The organism is Noviherbaspirillum suwonense (genome assembly GCF_900182955.1).
GTDB lineage: Bacteria > Pseudomonadota > Gammaproteobacteria > Burkholderiales > Burkholderiaceae_D > Noviherbaspirillum_A > Noviherbaspirillum_A suwonense.
Genome location: NZ_FXUL01000018.1, coordinates 107162 through 123619, shown reverse-complemented (window position 1 = coordinate 123619; position 16458 = coordinate 107162). Strand labels below are relative to the sequence as shown.

At 56.0% G+C, this 16458-nt stretch carries 22 protein-coding genes and 2 pseudogenes; 12 read left to right on the top strand and 12 right to left on the bottom strand.

What is annotated here, in order from left to right; genetic code table 11:
* The first annotated feature begins 181 nt into the window (after positions 1-181).
* Positions 182-1354, top strand: a complete 1173-nt coding sequence (locus QOL82_RS20560; RefSeq protein ID WP_283444177.1) for an ABC transporter substrate-binding protein — start codon at positions 182-184, stop codon at positions 1352-1354.
* 82 nt (positions 1355-1436) lie between these two features.
* Here the strand turns inward: QOL82_RS20560 and QOL82_RS20555 are convergent, their stop codons facing one another.
* The 7 genes from QOL82_RS20555 to QOL82_RS20525 all read right to left on the bottom strand — a co-directional run bounded on the left by QOL82_RS20555 (position 1437) and on the right by QOL82_RS20525 (position 7024).
* Positions 1437-2192 carry an SDR family NAD(P)-dependent oxidoreductase gene (locus tag QOL82_RS20555; protein ID WP_283444176.1) on the bottom strand — a complete coding sequence of 252 codons (756 nt, stop codon included), beginning with the start codon at positions 2190-2192 and terminating at the stop codon, positions 1437-1439.
* A 72-nt stretch (positions 2193-2264) separates the two neighbouring features.
* Positions 2265-3488 (bottom strand): NAD(P)/FAD-dependent oxidoreductase, encoded by a 1224-nt coding sequence (locus QOL82_RS20550; RefSeq protein WP_283444175.1) that lies wholly within the window; start codon positions 3486-3488, stop codon positions 2265-2267.
* Between the two features lie 7 nt (positions 3489-3495).
* Positions 3496-3819, bottom strand: a complete 324-nt coding sequence (locus QOL82_RS20545; RefSeq protein WP_283444174.1) for a 2Fe-2S iron-sulfur cluster-binding protein — start codon at positions 3817-3819, stop codon at positions 3496-3498.
* 17 nt (positions 3820-3836) lie between these two features.
* Complete coding sequence (locus tag QOL82_RS20540; RefSeq protein ID WP_283444173.1) at positions 3837-5051, bottom strand: cytochrome P450; 1215 nt, start codon at positions 5049-5051, stop codon at positions 3837-3839.
* A gap of 801 nt (positions 5052-5852) precedes the next feature.
* Positions 5853-6077, bottom strand: coding sequence for a hypothetical protein (locus QOL82_RS20535; RefSeq protein ID WP_283444172.1), 225 nt, complete (start codon positions 6075-6077; stop codon positions 5853-5855).
* 182 nt (positions 6078-6259) lie between these two features.
* A complete protein-coding gene (locus QOL82_RS20530) occupies positions 6260-6742 on the bottom strand; it encodes a hypothetical protein (protein WP_283444171.1) in 483 nt (160 codons plus the stop codon).
* A gap of 120 nt (positions 6743-6862) precedes the next feature.
* Positions 6863-7024 carry a hypothetical protein gene (locus QOL82_RS20525; protein WP_283444170.1) on the bottom strand — a complete coding sequence of 54 codons (162 nt, stop codon included), beginning with the start codon at positions 7022-7024 and terminating at the stop codon, positions 6863-6865.
* A 1098-nt stretch (positions 7025-8122) separates the two neighbouring features.
* On the opposite strand from QOL82_RS20525, the gene QOL82_RS20520 reads away from it, so the two are divergent.
* Positions 8123-8872, top strand: a complete 750-nt coding sequence (locus QOL82_RS20520; protein ID WP_283444169.1) for a hypothetical protein — start codon at positions 8123-8125, stop codon at positions 8870-8872.
* Between the two features lie 357 nt (positions 8873-9229).
* On the opposite strand, the gene QOL82_RS20515 is transcribed toward QOL82_RS20520, so the two are convergent.
* On the bottom strand, positions 9230-9856 hold the full coding sequence (locus tag QOL82_RS20515; RefSeq protein ID WP_283444168.1) for a hypothetical protein: 627 nt from the start codon (positions 9854-9856) through the stop codon (positions 9230-9232).
* Positions 9857-9885: 29 nt separating this feature from the next.
* Between QOL82_RS20515 and QOL82_RS20510 the strand changes: the two genes are divergently transcribed.
* From QOL82_RS20510 to QOL82_RS20500, 3 genes and pseudogenes are all read left to right on the top strand, one after another.
* Complete coding sequence (locus QOL82_RS20510; RefSeq protein WP_283444167.1) at positions 9886-10080, top strand: hypothetical protein; 195 nt, start codon at positions 9886-9888, stop codon at positions 10078-10080.
* Positions 10077-10523, top strand: a pseudogene (locus QOL82_RS20505) (DNA cytosine methyltransferase); the annotation flags it as partial. The gene QOL82_RS20510 and the pseudogene QOL82_RS20505, both read left to right, overlap by 4 nt.
* A gap of 239 nt (positions 10524-10762) precedes the next feature.
* Entirely contained in the window at positions 10763-10921 is a 159-nt protein-coding gene (locus QOL82_RS20500) for a DNA cytosine methyltransferase (RefSeq protein ID WP_346772306.1), read from the top strand.
* A 35-nt stretch (positions 10922-10956) separates the two neighbouring features.
* On the opposite strand, the gene QOL82_RS20495 is transcribed toward QOL82_RS20500, so the two are convergent.
* Together QOL82_RS20495 and QOL82_RS20490 are read right to left on the bottom strand one after the other, a co-directional pair.
* Positions 10957-11163, bottom strand: coding sequence for a hypothetical protein (locus QOL82_RS20495; protein WP_283444165.1), 207 nt, complete (start codon positions 11161-11163; stop codon positions 10957-10959).
* A 142-nt stretch (positions 11164-11305) separates the two neighbouring features.
* Positions 11306-11488, bottom strand: coding sequence for a hypothetical protein (locus QOL82_RS20490; protein ID WP_283444164.1), 183 nt, complete (start codon positions 11486-11488; stop codon positions 11306-11308).
* Between the two features lie 483 nt (positions 11489-11971).
* Here QOL82_RS20490 and QOL82_RS20485 point away from each other — a divergent pair, with 483 nt between their 5' ends.
* The 6 genes and pseudogenes from QOL82_RS20485 to QOL82_RS20460 all read left to right on the top strand — a co-directional run bounded on the left by QOL82_RS20485 (position 11972) and on the right by QOL82_RS20460 (position 14096).
* Positions 11972-12130, top strand: coding sequence for a hypothetical protein (locus tag QOL82_RS20485; protein ID WP_283444163.1), 159 nt, complete (start codon positions 11972-11974; stop codon positions 12128-12130).
* On the top strand, positions 12127-12291 hold the full coding sequence (locus QOL82_RS20480; protein WP_283444162.1) for a hypothetical protein: 165 nt from the start codon (positions 12127-12129) through the stop codon (positions 12289-12291). The genes QOL82_RS20485 and QOL82_RS20480 overlap by 4 nt, the downstream gene beginning before the upstream one ends.
* Positions 12292-12315: 24 nt before the next feature.
* Entirely contained in the window at positions 12316-12600 is a 285-nt protein-coding gene (locus QOL82_RS20475; RefSeq protein ID WP_283444161.1) for a hypothetical protein, read from the top strand.
* Positions 12488-12994: a hypothetical protein gene (locus QOL82_RS20470; RefSeq protein ID WP_283444194.1), complete on the top strand. Its 507-nt coding sequence runs from the start codon at positions 12488-12490 to the stop codon at positions 12992-12994. The genes QOL82_RS20475 and QOL82_RS20470 overlap by 113 nt, the downstream gene beginning before the upstream one ends.
* A pseudogene (locus tag QOL82_RS20465) lies at positions 12954-13315 on the top strand (transposase); the annotation flags it as partial. The gene QOL82_RS20470 and the pseudogene QOL82_RS20465, both read left to right, overlap by 41 nt.
* Positions 13316-13517: 202 nt before the next feature.
* Positions 13518-14096, top strand: coding sequence for an H-NS family nucleoid-associated regulatory protein (locus QOL82_RS20460; RefSeq protein WP_283444160.1), 579 nt, complete (start codon positions 13518-13520; stop codon positions 14094-14096).
* A gap of 33 nt (positions 14097-14129) precedes the next feature.
* On the opposite strand, the gene QOL82_RS20455 is transcribed toward QOL82_RS20460, so the two are convergent.
* Both QOL82_RS20455 and QOL82_RS29305 read right to left on the bottom strand, forming a co-directional pair.
* Entirely contained in the window at positions 14130-14519 is a 390-nt protein-coding gene (locus QOL82_RS20455; protein WP_283444159.1) for a hypothetical protein, read from the bottom strand.
* A 792-nt stretch (positions 14520-15311) separates the two neighbouring features.
* Positions 15312-15626, bottom strand: coding sequence for a winged helix-turn-helix domain-containing protein (locus QOL82_RS29305; protein WP_430438518.1), 315 nt, complete (start codon positions 15624-15626; stop codon positions 15312-15314).
* A 172-nt stretch (positions 15627-15798) separates the two neighbouring features.
* Here QOL82_RS29305 and QOL82_RS20450 point away from each other — a divergent pair, with 172 nt between their 5' ends.
* Entirely contained in the window at positions 15799-16341 is a 543-nt protein-coding gene (locus QOL82_RS20450) for a hypothetical protein (RefSeq protein ID WP_283444158.1), read from the top strand.
* Positions 16342-16458: the final 117 nt, after the last annotated feature.

Below are 16458 nucleotides of genomic sequence, written 5' to 3'. Positions count from 1 at the left end.
AACGGCCGCACAGCGGACTGGCAGTTCCTTCCCGCAAATAAGTTTTAACACCGGTAAGTCTTGGCATGGCAGTGCAAATTCGCATTGCGAACAAAAAACAGATTTTATTGACGTTCCATACACCAGTCTTTTAAATTGGGCCGACTTTGCTTTTATGGACAACCGGACCAAGGAAAAGAACATGAAGAGACGTACTGTCAATCTGGCTTTGCTTGCGATGCTGTCAGGGCTGGCCAGCATGCCGGCGTTCGCGCAGGAAGCGCTGCGCATCGGGCTGGTTGCGCCATTCTCCGGTCCTTATGCCGACTATGGCAGGCAGATGGAAGCCGGCATCCGGACGTACATGAAGCAACACGGGGACAAGGTGGCTGGCCGCAAGGTCGAACTGTTGGTGCGCGACACCACTGGGCCATCGCCTGAACTATCCCGTCGATTGTCACAGGAGCTGGTAGCGCGCGACAAGGTCGATTTCCTGGCCGGCTATGGCTTCACGCCGGATGCACTGGCTGCGGCGCCAGTCGCACAACAGTCCAAAAAACCAATGGTTATCATGAATGCGGCCGGGTCAGTCATCACGACCAAGTCGGATTACATTACGCGCGTGTCCATGACGATTGCCCAAAATTCGGCGCCAATGGCCACATGGGCGCTAAAGAACAAGATCAGGCGCGTCGTTACGGTAGTGGGCGACTATGCGCCGGGCATCGATGCTGAGACGTCGTTCAAGACAACGTTTAGCAGGGGCGGCGGCGAGATCGTTGAAACCATCCGGGTGCCATTGCGCAGCCCGGACATGGCACCCTATATCCAGCGCGTCAAGGATGCAAAGCCCGATGCAGTCTTCCTTTGGGTGCCGAGCGGCGAGCACAGCGTGTCCTTCATGAAAAATTACAGCGAACGGGGGCTTGCCGCCACCGGAATACGCATCATCGGCACTGGCGACCTGACCGATGAAGCAATGCTGCCTGCGCTGGGCGATGCAACGCTGGGTGCAATCACCGCGTTCCATTATTCCGCTGCGCACGACACTCCGGAAAACAAGGCATTCGTCAAGTTGTTTCAGGAAGTCAATCCCAAGGTCGGCCAGCCGAACTTCATGGGCGTCGCCGGCTACGACGGCATGGCAGCCATGGCAGAAGTGACTAAGAAGCTCAACGGCGTGATCGACGGTGACAAGGCCATGGCGGTATTCAGAGGCATGAAACTTGCCAGCCCGCGTGGCCCACTCGCCATTGACCTGGAAACGCGGGACGTCACTCAGACTGTCTATATCCGTAAAGTCGAAAAGGTGAACGGCACGCTGGCGAACGTGGAGTTCGACAAGTTTGTCGACGTCAAGGATCCTGGCAAATAATTGTCGGCGCTGGGGCGTTAAGTTCGCCGCTCCCAGTGCTCAGGCCAAGGCGAAAAAACGCATCGGCCGGTTGCAGCATCCTTTAGAGGAAAACCGAGCCGCCGTCCACGGCCAAGGTCTGGCCAGTCATAAAGCTGGCACCGTCGCTGGCAAGGAATTCCAGCGCACCAACGAGGTCTTCCGGCACTTGGTCACGCTGGATGATGCGCGAGAGCTTCCGGGTGACGTCGCCCATCTTGGTATGGAGGTCGTTCTGCAGTACCCCGTCCGACAGCGTGAACCCCGGCGCCACCGCATTAACGGTGATGTTGTCCGGCCCCAGCTCTCTTGCCAGCGAGCGGGTGAAGGCAATTACCGCGCCCTTGCTGGCAACGTAATGGATCATGTTGGGTATGCCCTTCATCGGTACGGTAGACGCGATATTAATGATGCGTCCAGCGCCGCGCTGCCGCATTGCCGGCACAACCGCCTTGGCGCAGACAAACGGCCCCAGCGTATTGACTTCCATAACGCGCATCCATTCCTGGTCAGACACCTGTTCAAACGGCTTGAGCCCCAGCGTTGTGAACAGCCCGGCATTATTGACCAGCACATCCACGCCGCCAAATTCCTGAATGGCCGCTGCCACCATGGCGGCTGCGTCATCGGCCTTGACCACGTCCGCCGTGACGCCAATCGCAGCGTGACCTTCCGCCTTTATCCTGTCTGCTGCTTCGCCTGCACCCCGCAGATCCGCAATGACAAGCCGGTGTCCCGCACGCGCCAGGTGTTCGGCAAAGGCATAACCAATGCCGCTAGCGCCACCGGTGATGATAAAGACCTTCGATTGTTGAGACATAATTTCTCCTGTTTATGGTTGGCGATGCATAAGGGTGGCGGACTCTGGCTGCAAAGGGCACAGCAGCGGCTTTCAGGCCGCTCGTTGATTTAGTTTGAAGTTGTCATCGGCAGCTTGCTCGTGCGATAGCAACGTGCCAGCCTCGATGAGCTTGCGCGCAGCTAAATGATCACCGGGGCGATTGATAGACTCGACAGCAGTAAGGCGTCCGTTATGGAAGCGAAATACGGAAAACTTTCCTGTGCTCATATCACCGCGCAACACCGCTTGGTCGGCTTCGCTAGCAACGCCGGCAATCTGCAGTTTATAGGCGCCCTGATCGCTCCAGAACCATGGCACCTTGTGATAGGACGCAGGCTTACCGGCTATCCGACTGGCGACGCAACGTGCTTGGTCCACTGCATTTTGAACCGATTCAATGCGCATCGGACGCGGGAAAAAGGCAGAAGGATAGAGCGCACAGTCGCCGATGGCTGAAATAGCTGGATCCGCTGTTTGGAGGTGGCAGTCGACCACGATTCCGTTGCTGACTTCCAGGCCGGCTTCTTGGGCCAACTCGGTGTTTGGCTCAACGCCGATCCCAACAAGAACCATGTCGGCAGCGAAATGCCTCCCATCCGCGCTGACCACGCCGGTGGCGATGCCGTCGCTACCGCTGATGTGGGCAATGGCGGTGGAAAAATGGAAACGCACGCCGGCAGTTGCATGGGCAGTGGCCAGGAAGTCAGCGCAGAAGGCGGACACCGAGCGCTTCAAACCACGCTCTGCAAAGTCCAGCACATCGGTTTCGATACCCATCGCGGCGGCGATTGCAGCAATTTCCAAGCCGATGAAGCCTGCGCCGATGATCACGATGCGCTGCGCCCTCTGCAACCAAGCGCGGACTTGTATCGCATCCGCCAAACCGCGCAACAGGACAACGCGTTGCTGCTCGGCACCCGGAACCTTCACCGGGCGAGCCCGGGCGCCAGTAGCCAACACCAGGTGGTCATAGTGAAAGCATCGCCCGGACTGTAGCACGACCTCACGCTTGTCCCGCGCGATGGCTTGCACCCGTTCAGGGGCAATCAAACTGATCTTGCGGCTCTCAAAAAACGAGGCTGGACGCAGCAGCAAGTGTTCATGCTGCATTTGACCGGTCAGAAAAGCTTTGGACAGCGGCGGGCGCTGGTACGGCAGGCCGGACTCTTCGCCGACGATGGTCACGTGCCCATCAAAGCCCATATCGCGTAGCGATGCCGCGACTTGGAAGCCGCCCTGTCCGCTGCCCACGATGACAACTTGTTGGGACGTCATTGTGTTATCACACTTGACAGGATGGGACATGAACCACCAGTTCGTCGACGTCGCCTCCAACGCTAAGCTGACATGACAGACGGCTGGTTTCGCGCCGTTCGCTGGCAGCACTGGCCAGCATTTCATTCTCGACTTCCGACACCGGTGGCAGGCGGTCAATGTATTCCGGGTCGACATACACATGGCAAGTAGCGCACATGGCTGAACCACCGCATTCGGCGACGATACCGGCCACATCGTTAGCGATGGCAGTTTGCATGACGGTGCTGCCGGCAGCGGCCACCAGCGTGCGGCGCGCACCATCCGGCTGAACATAGGTGATGTTTGGCATAGGTGTCTCGATCTAGTTTAGTTAGTGGTGGTGCTAACCGGGATGCTGGTATAGCCGCGCACGGTATTGTTGTAATGCTGTACCGGTTCGCCGGTAAGTTCGATGGATTTCATTTTGCGCGCTAGCGCACTGAGCAGGATGTCGCCTTCGAGACGCGCCATCATCTGACCGGCGCAGCCATGAATGCCAGTGCCGAAACCCAAGTTACCAGTAGCGCGTCGCGTAATATCGAACTTGTCTGGATTTTCCCAGCGCCGCGGGTCACGGTTCGCAGAGCCGATGAAGACAACAATTTTTTGAGACGTGTCCATCGCCACGCCAGCAATTTCCACCCGCTTTGCGGTCGTCCGGTAAAACGAATGGAAGGTTGGCTCGTACCGGATGACTTCTTCAACCGACTGCCGTGCCAGGGCAGGGTTGCTGCGCAAGATGGCGTACTGGTCTGGGTTTTGCGCGAATGAAACCAAAGCATTACATAAGGTGAAGACGGTGGTATCGAGCCCGGCTGATAGCAGCGTACGTACCAGCATGCCCGCCTCGTCTTGGGTCAGCTCTCCCGCATCAGCAGCCGCATAAAGCTGGGCGCCAAGTCCGTTTTCAGACAGGTTTTCGCGCCGGCAGATATTGTTGATCCACTGTACGGCACCGCTAGAACTTTCCAGGCGCTTGCTGAAGCGCTCATTAATCGGTCCAAAGCCATTGAATACCATGTCGCCGTAAGGCAAGAGATTTTCGCGTCCTTCTGCAGGCAGGCCTACTGCATCTGCGAACACCTTGAGCGGATAAGCTTCGCAGAATTCGGAAGCGGCGTCGAAGTGGCCTTTTGCGAGTACCCTGTCAACCAGCTTATCCGCTTCCGCCTCAAATGTGGGGCGCAGCTTGCTGATATTGGCGGGCGACAGAATGCGGGCCACTACCTTGCGGATGCCGCTATGTGCAGGCGGATCGGCTTCGAGGATAATGCTCGGTTTGCGCCAAGGCTCTTCCGTGTGAAAATTCGCCAAGCCAACGCCGGCGCTTGAACAGAAATTATGCGGGTCGGACAGCACCGCGTGGATTTCGTCATGCCGAGCGAGCGCATAAACCTGATAACGGTCGAGCCAGACTACGGGGCCAAGGTCGCGCAGTTTGGCGTAATACGGGTAAGGATTACTTAATACCTCGTCGGCGTACGGATCCAAATCGCTGATCGGAACCTCTGGCGCTAGACTAGATGCAACTGCAGTGGACATTTCTGTCTCCTCGGAATTGGCAGCGCCTGTTAACGCTGCTGCCTGTGTTCTTCCAGTAAGGTGGGATGTTTTTTTCCGGCGTTAAAGTCGGATCAAGTGTAAAAGTAGGCCGGTTTTTATGTCAATGCATCAAGCTATTGTGTTCGCAATGCGAACGAACGTCTGATATTTAATTATATGCCCGTGCTAAGCTGAATTTTTCCCATTTGCAGAGCCGCTTATAAAACACAAACCCGGTCGACGTACTCTATTGATTGCTACTCCTGCACAAGGGGCAATCATGTCGAGGTTGCCCTACTGGCGGCCGGCGCGGATGCTAGTTCAGCCGATACATACAAAGAATGTCAAAGTGCCATAATTCGTTTTATGTAAAATCAGGTACACATTACCGTTGGACTTAAACTTACATCCCCCGGCTTGACCGCACGATGGTCCGCCACTAGTTCGATTGCCCAGCAAAGTTCAGCGCAAATAGACCAGCAATGGCACTTTCAGCGTGTCGGTTCGATTCTATGAACGTACAGAATGTCCGACGCATTCTGCTGGCAACTTGCGGATCACGGCATGCTCTAGTTCGCAGTAAGCGACGTCCACTCCGGTAACGCACGCTTGAAAATCATCGGCTTCCTCGTCGTCTTCAAACTTATAAATATAGCCATTGGCTTGAACCACAGTCGGTGAAATGCGAGTTATTGTCATTCAAAGTCTCTTTAAAACTGGCGCCAAATCTTAGCATCACTGGAAGATACTTGCCCGTGCTGACCGCCCTCAAGGCACCTCAGACCGGACGCTTTCTACTTTTCAGACTAATTCTGGTGCTGATATGGTGATACAGAACAGCCAAAACCGTCTCGCCATTTTATACGCACTTAATTCGGCTTCTCCAGCGGTGCCGGCGCTTGGAAAGATCTGCACGTTGAGCAGGCGGCCGGACGACATCGGAAGCCAGTTGGCGCCGCCACTATCCGGATTGGTCGTATTGTTGTCGACCATGTTCAACCAGGTCGATGCGCTGTCCGAACTCATCAGAATCGCACTCTTAGGGAAGGCGCATCAAGCGCGACAGGCAACGCAGGCGATTCACTCGCTAGCACCACAGGCTGCGAATTGACCGCCGCGGCCGGGCCGTTCGGGTTGTGGGTAAAGACCGTCTGCGTTGTGCCAGATGCGTCTTTTACGGTGAGCGTCGGTTGCGACATGATCTGCCTTTAGAGAATTGCCGCGAGTACCCCGTAGTCGGTTGTCGATGGTACGGGAGTGACGCCGCCGGAAATGAGTGCTGCGAAATCGGCCAGCGATATGCGCTGGGCTACGCCGCCTACCTCACTGACGATGCGCGGCGAGGATGCTGGGATGGCCACAATCGGCGCGTCAACCGCAATGAACTTGTTGATCTGCGCTGCGCCTACGGTGGCAAATACGTCCTTGATGCCAGCGCCAAAGCTGACCGGTGAGCCATTGTTCGAACTGGCGAGCACCGTGTCGCGTGAAAACGTTGTCGCCGATAGGATCGTGCACTCCGACAGCTTCCACTCGGCGCCGGATCGAGACTCGATCATCATGGCCACGCCAGCTGTGCCGATGGCCAGAACGGACAGCGGCTGATAGGGAGTTGGCGGATGGCCGCTAACCGTCACGGTTCCCGTGCCCACTGACGTCGTAACGTCTTTCACGCGGTCGGCAGTTTTCATCGCGGGCGATCACCTGGTTAGAGTTCCGGCGCCAGGCCGGAGGGGAATAAAAAAACCCGCAGACCTATCGGTGCGGGCGAATCCATCGTTTTGGTAACGAATGGAGGAGACTCGGTAAATTCAGTTTTGGTGTCGCCGGCGCTCGTCGCGCTCCATCTCAATCAGCTCCCAGCCCAATTGCCGCCGGATCTCCTCCCGGGTCGGCGGCGGCTTGTGCTCTGCCTGGCGACGTTCCATGTAATCGCGGACCTGCTCCTTTGTGGGCTTCACTGTATTGACCATTTGCCACCTCCATTCGGGACAGCATGACGGGCATGTAGCGGCCCCACAGCATCATTGAAACTGCGAGTGGATGCATCATGGGGTCACCTAGTAGATGGTGGCGCACGCACAAAAGGAAATACTGCTGCTGTTACTGCGTGTAACCAGTTAGGGGCTAGGCTAAAGTAGCCGCAAGCGCCACTCTTGGTACATTTCCTCTGAGAGCCGCCATTCAAGCTGACGCCGGATTTCTGCTGGATCAGGGGGCGGCTTATGCTGCGCCGCTGCCTGGTTTAATACTTCGCGAATCCGTTCTTCCATTGGCTTGCTGAGCCGGTCCATGATGACCTCCCACTTGAAACAGCACTTCAGTGAACTCACTATCTACTTGGGATTTCCAATTTTTTGACAAGCATCAGAAGTTTTGCTTCAGCTGCGCCTTCGAATGAAAAAGCCCGCTACCTGGTGAGGTGCGGGCTTGGTATCTGTTGCGGCGACCGTCGCTAATCCCGGTCCTTAGTCCTGCCTGCCATCAGCGCAACTGACCATATTTAGCGCCTGAGCTGGCGCACCGCCTGCACATCCTGGCATTTGATTCTGACAAAATGCTGAATCAGCGCGGCGGCCGGTGCTAACCCGGCCTTATTGGGACCGACAGAGTTCCGTCTCCCGGCCATTTCAGCGCCTGAGCTGGCGCACCGCGCGGCAGCATTTTATCTGGTTGCGGGTTACAGCGTCCCGCGTCCGAAGCATGCGGCTTGGGGCGGCACTCGGATGGCTTCCGTCTTCTCGTGTGTTTAAGACTGATTGACTCGACTAAGGGTTCGCCAGTCCCACGCTACCCGCTGCCCGATGGCTCATCTGCGGTAAGCCCTACCTTCGGACGTAAACGCAAAAAACCAGCTGATTAGGCTGGCTTACTCTTCGTTGGGCGATAAAAGGCACCCTTGCCTATAACTAACTAATGGATATGGACCCCGACCTCGTATTTAACTGAATCCCTACCAAGGGCTAATGGCACAGGGCATAGACAGTCCCTGCATGTTCGCGAGCGCAGCGGCCAAGGCGTCATCCGGATGGAAGGCCGGACAAATTCACTTACTGAGAAGGATCCACAGCATGGCCAAGAAACAGAAAGCAGCACCTTTACCCTTCCCTCGCAACGATAACGGCTTTGGCGCCGTGCCGGCATTCGCCGAGTTCGCGATTCCCAGCGAAGGCTTCGCACATGGTGCGGTCGTCAACGGTGCCGAGGTTGCGATCGTCGAACTGTTCGGCGACCTCAGCGCTAAAGAGATTGCGGCCGACTATTTGAGTGGGGCCGCCGGCGTCTCCGACTGGATCCCAGTTGCACCAGAGGGCGAAGGCTGGGCCCTGTCCGGCAACTTCGGCGCCGACGAAGGACCGTTCGCTCTCTTCACCAAGCCGGCGCCGAATGACAACACGCTGGCCCGCCGTGACTATGCCCAGGAATACCTGCTGGGCTCGATCATCAAGGCAGCGACCAAGCACATCAAGACGCTCTCCAAGACCTGGGGCGAGATGAAGGAAGGCGAGCAGCGCCGCGTCACGGCCGACGTGCAGAAAGACTGCTACGAAGCCACCCGGGATGCGATCGACATCATCGCCAGCAATGCCCGGCTGACCTTCCCCGCCGCGGTCGACCAGGTCGTGTTCAAGGATGGCATGAAGTGCGTACTGACCCTGTCTAAGTCGCCTGAAGCGCACAGCCTGGCCGCTGCCGAAGGCTCGTACGTGACGATCGTGATCGAGTCCCGCTCGAAGATGCTGGATGAAGGCGATTCGACCGAGACGGACCCGGACCAGCGTTCACTGCTGGGCGAGGACGCGGACGAAGTCGCTGCGTAATTCTCGGCCGGCCTGAAACATGGGCCGGCCAATTCTGAATGGAGAGTCGCAGCATGATCACACCACGCTCGGAGCGCCGCAGATTTACTTGTCCGCAGCACCTTGCCCACGTGCGTCTACCGACTTTTTACTGAGGCACGGATGTCTCTGCTCACAGTAGTCCGCACTAACAGCCGCCACACAAGCCTCGAAACTGTCTGCTTCATCGGGCTGTTCGAAGGTGTAGACGTAGTGCCCAACCTGGATTTCGGTCGGGGAGATGCGAATGTTGACAGCCATAGCGCCTCGCACAAGGCTAAGTGGAAGGGAAATACTAGCATGATCACAAATTCGCTCACCCTGAAGGCAAGCCCGCGGCTACCAAATAACCGTCATCGGGACGCTATGGCGTTGGATGCTAATGTTTTCAACTGCGTAGTCCGCGACAGCGGCGTATCTACCGAAGTGCTTGCCATGCTGTTCATAGCGAACAAAAAACATCAGGGCGTCTGCTTCACAAATTGCGGCAAGATCCGCCTGAGCATTCTCAACGGCTTGTGTGATCTCCTGTATCACAACCACGACCGAATAGTTATTGACCTCGTGGAGCGGAATAGCGAGCAACGAATTTTTCGCGTACGCCAGTTTCGCCGCGAAATCTTGATAGAGGGTCCGGCGAAATTCATTAGCCGACTCTTCGTCGCCCAAATGCTCGTCCTCCAATTTCTTAATCAGAAATCGCGCGCGCTCAGCAATCGCAAGAATGCCGCCGAGCCTATCTTTAGTGGCCATCCCAGTGGTGATCACATGTTGCTTAAAAGCGGTCCGTTCCTGCATCTGCGTGATGACGAAAGCGGCCGCGATAGTCGCGATCGCACCGATGGCTTGAACCCAAGCTGGCCAACTTTCTTTATTAAGTCCGAAATAGTTTCCGACCATCCAGATTGCTATCAAGACGGCGAAAGCACCGAAGGCCGCTCCGCCAATTTTTTCCCATTTGCCCATGCAATTTCCTTTCAGAAAGGAATCGTAGCATGACAACTGATGCAATAACGCGGAAGCCAGTAGCCTCGCCACCAGACAGTGACACGACCGTGCTGCTGTTCGACCCGGCCGCGTCCGAGCCGGCCTGGCTGGGCTATCTGGATGGCGATACCTGGTGCTTTGTAGATGGCATGCCGGCGGCGCCGACTCACTGGGCCGCGCTGCCTGGAGGGCCAACGGCATGAAGGCAATCGACCTCTTTGCTGGCGCGGGCGGATTCTCTACTGGCGCGACTATGGCCGGCTGCAACGTAGTCTGGGCGGCGAACCACTGGCAAAGTGCCGTGGAGATCCATGCAACGAACCACCCGGGCGCGCAGTACGTATGCCAAGACCTTCACCAGGCGCACTGGGTCGCGGTACCGGCGCATGATATCCTGCTCGCCTCGCCCTGCTGCCAAGGCCACAGCAAGGCGCGTGGCAAGGCCAACGGCAACCCGCAGCACGATGCCAGCCGGTCGACCGCTTGGGCCGTCGTGTCGGCAGCCGAATACCACCGTCCAGCATTCGCGGTGATCGAGAACGTGCCCGAGTTCTTGCGCTGGTCGCTTTACCCGGCATGGCGCCTGGCCATGGAAGCGCTGGGCTACTGCCTGTCGCCGCATGTAGTTGACACGGCTGACCATGGTGTCACCCAGCACCGGGAACGGCTATTTATCGTCGCGGCGCGCGCCAAGCGGCCGCTGCTTCTGAACCTGCGCAAACGGGAGCATGTGCCGGCGTCCTCGTTCATCGACTTCACGGCAGGAAGCTGGCATCCAATCGAGAAGCCAGCTACTACGGCGCCGAACGCGGCGGCCGGTCTATTCACCGCCCGGTCGGCACGGTCACCACGCGGGACCGGCACGCCATTGTCGACGGCGACCGCATGCGCATGTTCTCCGCACAGGAATGCCGGGCGGCGATGGGCTTTCCGGCCGACTACAAACTACCGACGCAACACAGGCTGGCCGTGCATATGCTGGGAAATGCTGTCTGTCCGCCGGCGGCGCGGGATGTGATTCTTGCACTTAAGGAAGCTGCATGACCGCTCACCTACCGAAGCGTTCGGCCTACGGCCATTCACGTTTCCAATGCATGAACCTGCGCTCGAGCCAACTCAAGAAGCTGGGCTTCAGCATCTTCTTGCGATCCAGCATGCATAACAGTCATTTCGCTGCGGAAGGTATCACCATCTTTTTCACGGACATAATTGCCATACCATTCCCCGCCGCGTTGCTGGGCAGTTGCAGTAATTTTGTAGCCCTTGTAGTCAGCAGTTTGGCTCATGGAAATCTCCTTAAACGATTTTGCTGCATGAGACTTATATGACCGCATCTATGGCGCACGATTCCCGCCTCACCTGCGAGCGCTGCCACGGCAGCGGCTCCGACGACCCCGCAGCAGGGAAATATTTTGGCTAATCACCCGCTTAGAAGTCGTCGACCTCAAAACAAATCGAGTGGCGACTGAGGGGCGGAAACTTGGTTTCGCAATCGTCCAGGACATCGAACAACAGGCAGGTTTGGAATTGGTCGGCAGCTTCGGGGCTGGTAAAACCATAGATAAAACTTTGGACTTGCACTTCTTCCGTGGAAAGTCGAACCGTCGTCATGATGGGCCTCCTAAAAGGCGACAGGGGCTTGAAAGTTTAGCAGCGCTCGCTGCCGATTCAAGCCGTTTCCCTCGTCCGGCTTGGTCAGAAGTCGTCAGCAAGCATCAGGAATGTCGACTACTGCGGGCGTCTCAGACGGTCCTCAACATATTGCATCGCAAGGAGTATTGCGGCGCTTTCCGCAAGCTCTCGAGAGGTTTTAAAGGGGGCTTCGCTCGAAATCCGAATCCTCTCGCCGTACCGGCAAACCGTGTAGCTAGCACGCCAGCGACCGTCACCAACAAGCGTCGAAAGCGCCGAAATTGTGTGGCCACGGAAAGTAACGATCTCAAGCATTTCAGCCTCTATCAATCTTAAGGGCATTTACGTGAAAGTTATCTTATTAACAATACAGCTGAAGAGCGTATTTTCGGGCTTGAATACTGCCTGTATGTACGACTACGTCAAAGTTAGTTGCACTCAGGAAATGCCAGGAAAGCAGGGATGAGCGAGCAGGCCAAAACACCATTCGAGCAATGGTTCGAAACGACGAAAAGCGCTGCCGTCTGGCGTCACCAGTATGCAGCCGAAGAAGGACTTGATGCAGGATATGAGGCCGGGGTTGCTGCTGCACCATTCCAGTCCGCGTGCAGCCATGTATGATGGAATGCTTCGGCCCGACCATCTCCGCAGATAAGCAGGAGCGGAATCACCGCTTCCTTGAGGAGGCGCTAGAACTGGTGCAAGCCTGCGGCGCCACACAGAGCGAAGCGCACCAGCTGGTGGACTACGTCTACGGGCGGCCGGTTGGCGAGAAATCGTAGGAGGCTGGCGGAGTCCAGATCACCTTGGCGGCGCTCTGCCTGGCCAATGATCTGGACATGCACCAGGCAGGCGAAGTCGAGCTGGCGCGCATCTGGACGAAGGTCGAGCAGATGCGGGCAAAGCAGGCGGCGAAGCCGAAGCACTCGCCCCTGCCAGCAGCACCAGCCGACGCCCGCTGCAAGTCGTGCGGCGGCAATGACGCCGACATGCCACGCCTACCCGGGCGAAGGCAAGCCCGGATGCCTGCGGGATGCGCGGCTGCGTGTCGATCGGCCGACGCCTCCATCACGTGCCGCATTTATCTCTGAGCTCGAGAGCACGGCGCAGGACCTTCTACCGAATGAGGATGCAGCGGGTGCAGAGCGCGTTCGACATGCGGCCCGTCTATTGCGCACTTCCCAGCCAGAAACGTGGAAGGTTCTCCCCTCCCCGGCTGGCGCGCCGCCGCCGGATGATGAACTGCGCGACATCCTTGGCCGGCCGTGCTTCACCTTGATCAGCATGGCCCAGATGCTGCGCAGCATAGGCCACGACATCAAGCGACGCGCCGAGGACGAACAAGCAGTATCAATCCTCTGGATGCTGGGCCTATACATGAAGCATGACAGCGAATGGCGGACTGAAGCGGCTCGCATCATTCTGGAGTTCAAAGACGGACTCAGCAAACTGGCACGACGTCACGCAGTTGTTGCCATTGGTTGACGGCGTCCACCCAATTCGAGGAAAGCGCGGACGGCCATTGAAAAAGCCCTAGTCCGTTCAAGCCGATCGTGCCTACGATAGTCGTGCACACCGCCTGGCATTGGAGCAACGCGGCATTGACCACCAAATTGCCAAACGCCGAACAGCACATGGCAGCAATCTTGGTAAAACCCGGTGGGTAGTCGAACGCACTATCGCCTGGTTGCATCAATTTCGGCGACTGCGCGTACGCTACGAACGACTGCCCTCGATCCATGAAGCATTCCTTCACTTGGGCTGCGCCATATTTGTTGGCGCATTTTGAAAAACTCATTTTGTTAGATGCTCTTAGAAGCCAGCACGATTGGTGAGCTTCTACAGGAAGCAGTCTCACCTTTCGTATTGCGCTTATTTTCGTTTAAGACAACATGTATCATGCCGTGAACTCTGTTGCCTATTTTGCTATCCTTCGCTTTAGGGCCAATTAGTCGTATAAAAATCCTAAGATGGACCATCCCCGATAACCTCTCTGCGAAGAAAAATTATGAGCAACCTAAATACAGCAAGATCACTTATACAGGCCGACCTGGATCATGCTCGCCAAGTACTCGATCTCTGGACCAACCAGATTAGTGAACTTGAGCGTGCGCTCCAACAAATCGAGGCTGTGGGCGCATCACGTGACGCATTGCAGGTGGAATATCAAGGTTCAAATACCCAGGCTTTGGCACTTGAAAAACCAGTGGCGCCGAAAGAAGGAAAAAAGCAAGGTCGCAAGCCAAAAAATGCAGATGAAACTACTGCACCGAAAGCAAGCAAAGCCGATCTGGATATCGCTTCAAAACGCAGCCGTAAGCTTGCCGAACGCAGCACCGCCCGTGCAGAACAGGTGACGGACGCGAAAGCGGCAAAACCGAAGAAGGCTAAGGGTGAAAAATCCAAGGCACCCCCCGAAGCGAAATTCAAGGATCCGAACTCGGGGAAAACTTGGTCTGGCCGCGGACGGCGTCCATTCTGGATGAAAGGCGATGCGCAGCAATACGAAATCGGGTCTGCGAATCAGAACCCGGCGAGCGAAGCACAGCCCGACGAAGCGAAAGAAGCAGCTACAGCTACCGAATAATTAGCTTCCTTTGGATGGTTGCGCTATCGGCGCTCAAACTCGGCTTAGTGCAATCCGGATGCCTTCACTGATATTGCCCTTGCCTAGCTTCTTGGCTCGGGCAATGCTTACCGCATCAAGATAAACGTTACGCCGCCCGCCGCCTTCCAGTTCGGTGGGCCGCCCGACGTGCCCGTGCCCTACAGGCCAGGCGATCTCATCTACCCTTCCCTTCCAGTTGTTTGTCGCGCTGGCCGCTTCATTGAAACGGTGTACGGCCAAGGTAGTGCGTTGATACACAAGGTGCAGGCTGACGTCCTTGTTGTCCAGTTCGTCGCGCTCGAGGAATGCCCTGAAAACGGATTCGGCGATCGACCGCGATCCGGTTTCAGTCCGCTCGAACGCGCTGCCATTCGGTATTTGCAGATAGATGCGGTAGCTCATTGCCTGATTCGTGTTCGTAGCTATGAGATCGACTATTTACTTCGTTTCCGCAAGAAGGCCGGAATGTCGCTGTCGTCTGTGATTTGATGGATGCGCAAGGAGGAAGCACTATCGTCATGCAAAACTTCTTCGTGTCGTACGGGCGATGAAGGCCTACGCCACACGTTCGGTAAGGGACGATTGAGATCTGCCATGAGCCCATCGTCGGATTGAGCTGCTCGCTCGACGGCGTGGGATATCGAAGGTGTACTGGAAGGGGGAATTCTTTCCACATTCAGGATCCCTACTTGTTCAGCGACTGCGATACAGAACTTCACTGAGCTATAGAACGTGATTTGCTCTTCCGTTTCGCAGAGATAGACTTTCTTGTTGCAATGGTCGCAATGGCGGACCATATCTGAAAATGCTGGCTTTAGCTGGTCCCAGCGCTTGGGGCAAGCAGACTCGAGATCTTTTGCGCTGCAGTTCTTGATGACATAGCCAGAGTACGACATAAAATTGCCTTGGATCAGTAAAACAGGTCTGACTCATTATATACACACCAAATTATATTGAAAGCCCACTGTTGCCATAGACCCACATAAGTCAAAGTAAGTTTTCAGTGCCTATAAGTTGCCGCCTGGTTAGATTATTACGGTCCCACATTTTGGAGCAAAGCTCTTGCCACTGACATGATCGCTACCCAATCCAATCTCGTCACACCAGTAGATGCTCGCCTTTTCCGCTTTGCTTTTTGTGTCAGCCGTGGATAGTCCTAATCTGCCTACGGGCAATTGGTTCATCGTTTCTCTCTCAGGCCCAGCGTACCGGCTTTTGGGCGCTCATGCTCCACGCTTTCAAATAACGCCAGACTGTCGGTGGAATGGCAACGCCATACTCCCGCGCCATTAGATTGGCCACGGACTCCCGTGCCAACAGGCAATTAGGCAGCCGCAACTGGTTAGGCGCCTTGCCTATTATCAGTGCTTGAATGTTCGCCGCTTGCCTGGCATACAACCGTCCCCCATGGCGACGACCCTGTTTCCTGGATCGGAGGGCACGTAGGCCACCTTCTCGGGACACCTTCTTCCATTTGCTTACCGCACGCACGCCCACCTCGAAGCTCATCGTCGTCGCACTCTGCATCATGCTGTCTCACACCACTTATGCCACCAGCTTCCTCAGGTGCTCCTGCTCCGAAATATCCAGTTTTCGTGCATCGGTTTTCGTTTTCATTCTTTTTTAACGGGCAACGCATTATGTGGTACACACATCAATCACGTTTTTCCTCGTATTTGTCATGCGTACCCATGTACCTGAAAGACTGATCAGTATTGCCGATCAAATTAACGAAGGCGGTTCGGTTGCTCTTACTAAACTTACTGTGCTCAAAAAATGGTTTGAGCGGCCCTCTCGTCTTTCCTCGTTTGCCATCTTTGTCGCTAAAACCGCCTGTAGCCGCAAAGGCAAGACGACCCGCGACGCAGCCATTCTTTTCCGCGAAGCTCGCCAGTTCTTGGCGCAGGTAGACGTCTATGCTCCAGATATATCTCGCGTCGAAGCGGTAAAGTTGCATAGACGACTGAACGAATTTCAAAACGAGTATAAAAGTTCGTCCTGGGGACAAGTTCGCCTCATTTACAATCAAAACCTATTTTTAGTGGAGGAAGGGCTACGCATCTATCTATGGCACACCGATTCTCCATCGCAGGGATATCGACTTGCTGCCAACTATTGCGAACATTACGATCCGCGTTACGGGAATGGTCTCAACGGGACCAGTTACACCAGGATCCATGAAATTGCGAGTTTCATGCTTACCCTTGAGGCACTTGAAAAATAATTGCAGCTAAGCACTATTCGCAGGCCTCGTCAGTATGTTGGAAGACGACATAGTCATCGGCGCTGCAAGCTTGAAACAGTTGACGAGTTATTTTTCTATAGGTCTGCAATACGGCGA

What these genes read in the sequence shown, in the direction of transcription:
- QOL82_RS20560 (WP_283444177.1), top strand. Translation starts at nt 182, where the DNA reads ATGAAGAGACGTACTGTCAATCTGGCTTTGCTTGCGATGCTGTCAGGG.
- QOL82_RS20555 (WP_283444176.1), bottom strand. Translation starts at nt 2,192, where the DNA reads ATGTCTCAACAATCGAAGGTCTTTATCATCACCGGTGGCGCTAGCGGC.
- QOL82_RS20550 (WP_283444175.1), bottom strand. Translation starts at nt 3,488, where the DNA reads ATGACGTCCCAACAAGTTGTCATCGTGGGCAGCGGACAGGGCGGCTTC.
- QOL82_RS20545 (WP_283444174.1), bottom strand. Translation starts at nt 3,819, where the DNA reads ATGCCAAACATCACCTATGTTCAGCCGGATGGTGCGCGCCGCACGCTG.
- QOL82_RS20540 (WP_283444173.1), bottom strand. Translation starts at nt 5,051, where the DNA reads ATGTCCACTGCAGTTGCATCTAGTCTAGCGCCAGAGGTTCCGATCAGC.
- QOL82_RS20535 (WP_283444172.1), bottom strand. Translation starts at nt 6,077, where the DNA reads ATGAGTTCGGACAGCGCATCGACCTGGTTGAACATGGTCGACAACAAT.
- QOL82_RS20530 (WP_283444171.1), bottom strand. Translation starts at nt 6,742, where the DNA reads ATGAAAACTGCCGACCGCGTGAAAGACGTTACGACGTCAGTGGGCACG.
- QOL82_RS20525 (WP_283444170.1), bottom strand. Translation starts at nt 7,024, where the DNA reads ATGGTCAATACAGTGAAGCCCACAAAGGAGCAGGTCCGCGATTACATG.
- QOL82_RS20520 (WP_283444169.1), top strand. Translation starts at nt 8,123, where the DNA reads ATGGCCAAGAAACAGAAAGCAGCACCTTTACCCTTCCCTCGCAACGAT.
- QOL82_RS20515 (WP_283444168.1), bottom strand. Translation starts at nt 9,856, where the DNA reads ATGGGCAAATGGGAAAAAATTGGCGGAGCGGCCTTCGGTGCTTTCGCC.
- QOL82_RS20510 (WP_283444167.1), top strand. Translation starts at nt 9,886, where the DNA reads ATGACAACTGATGCAATAACGCGGAAGCCAGTAGCCTCGCCACCAGAC.
- QOL82_RS20500 (WP_346772306.1), top strand. Translation starts at nt 10,763, where the DNA reads ATGCGCATGTTCTCCGCACAGGAATGCCGGGCGGCGATGGGCTTTCCG.
- QOL82_RS20495 (WP_283444165.1), bottom strand. Translation starts at nt 11,163, where the DNA reads ATGAGCCAAACTGCTGACTACAAGGGCTACAAAATTACTGCAACTGCC.
- QOL82_RS20490 (WP_283444164.1), bottom strand. Translation starts at nt 11,488, where the DNA reads ATGACGACGGTTCGACTTTCCACGGAAGAAGTGCAAGTCCAAAGTTTT.
- QOL82_RS20485 (WP_283444163.1), top strand. Translation starts at nt 11,972, where the DNA reads ATGAGCGAGCAGGCCAAAACACCATTCGAGCAATGGTTCGAAACGACG.
- QOL82_RS20480 (WP_283444162.1), top strand. Translation starts at nt 12,127, where the DNA reads ATGATGGAATGCTTCGGCCCGACCATCTCCGCAGATAAGCAGGAGCGG.
- QOL82_RS20470 (WP_283444194.1), top strand. Translation starts at nt 12,488, where the DNA reads ATGACGCCGACATGCCACGCCTACCCGGGCGAAGGCAAGCCCGGATGC.
- QOL82_RS20460 (WP_283444160.1), top strand. Translation starts at nt 13,518, where the DNA reads ATGAGCAACCTAAATACAGCAAGATCACTTATACAGGCCGACCTGGAT.
- QOL82_RS20455 (WP_283444159.1), bottom strand. Translation starts at nt 14,519, where the DNA reads ATGAGCTACCGCATCTATCTGCAAATACCGAATGGCAGCGCGTTCGAG.
- QOL82_RS29305 (WP_430438518.1), bottom strand. Translation starts at nt 15,626, where the DNA reads ATGAGCTTCGAGGTGGGCGTGCGTGCGGTAAGCAAATGGAAGAAGGTG.
- QOL82_RS20450 (WP_283444158.1), top strand. Translation starts at nt 15,799, where the DNA reads ATGCGTACCCATGTACCTGAAAGACTGATCAGTATTGCCGATCAAATT.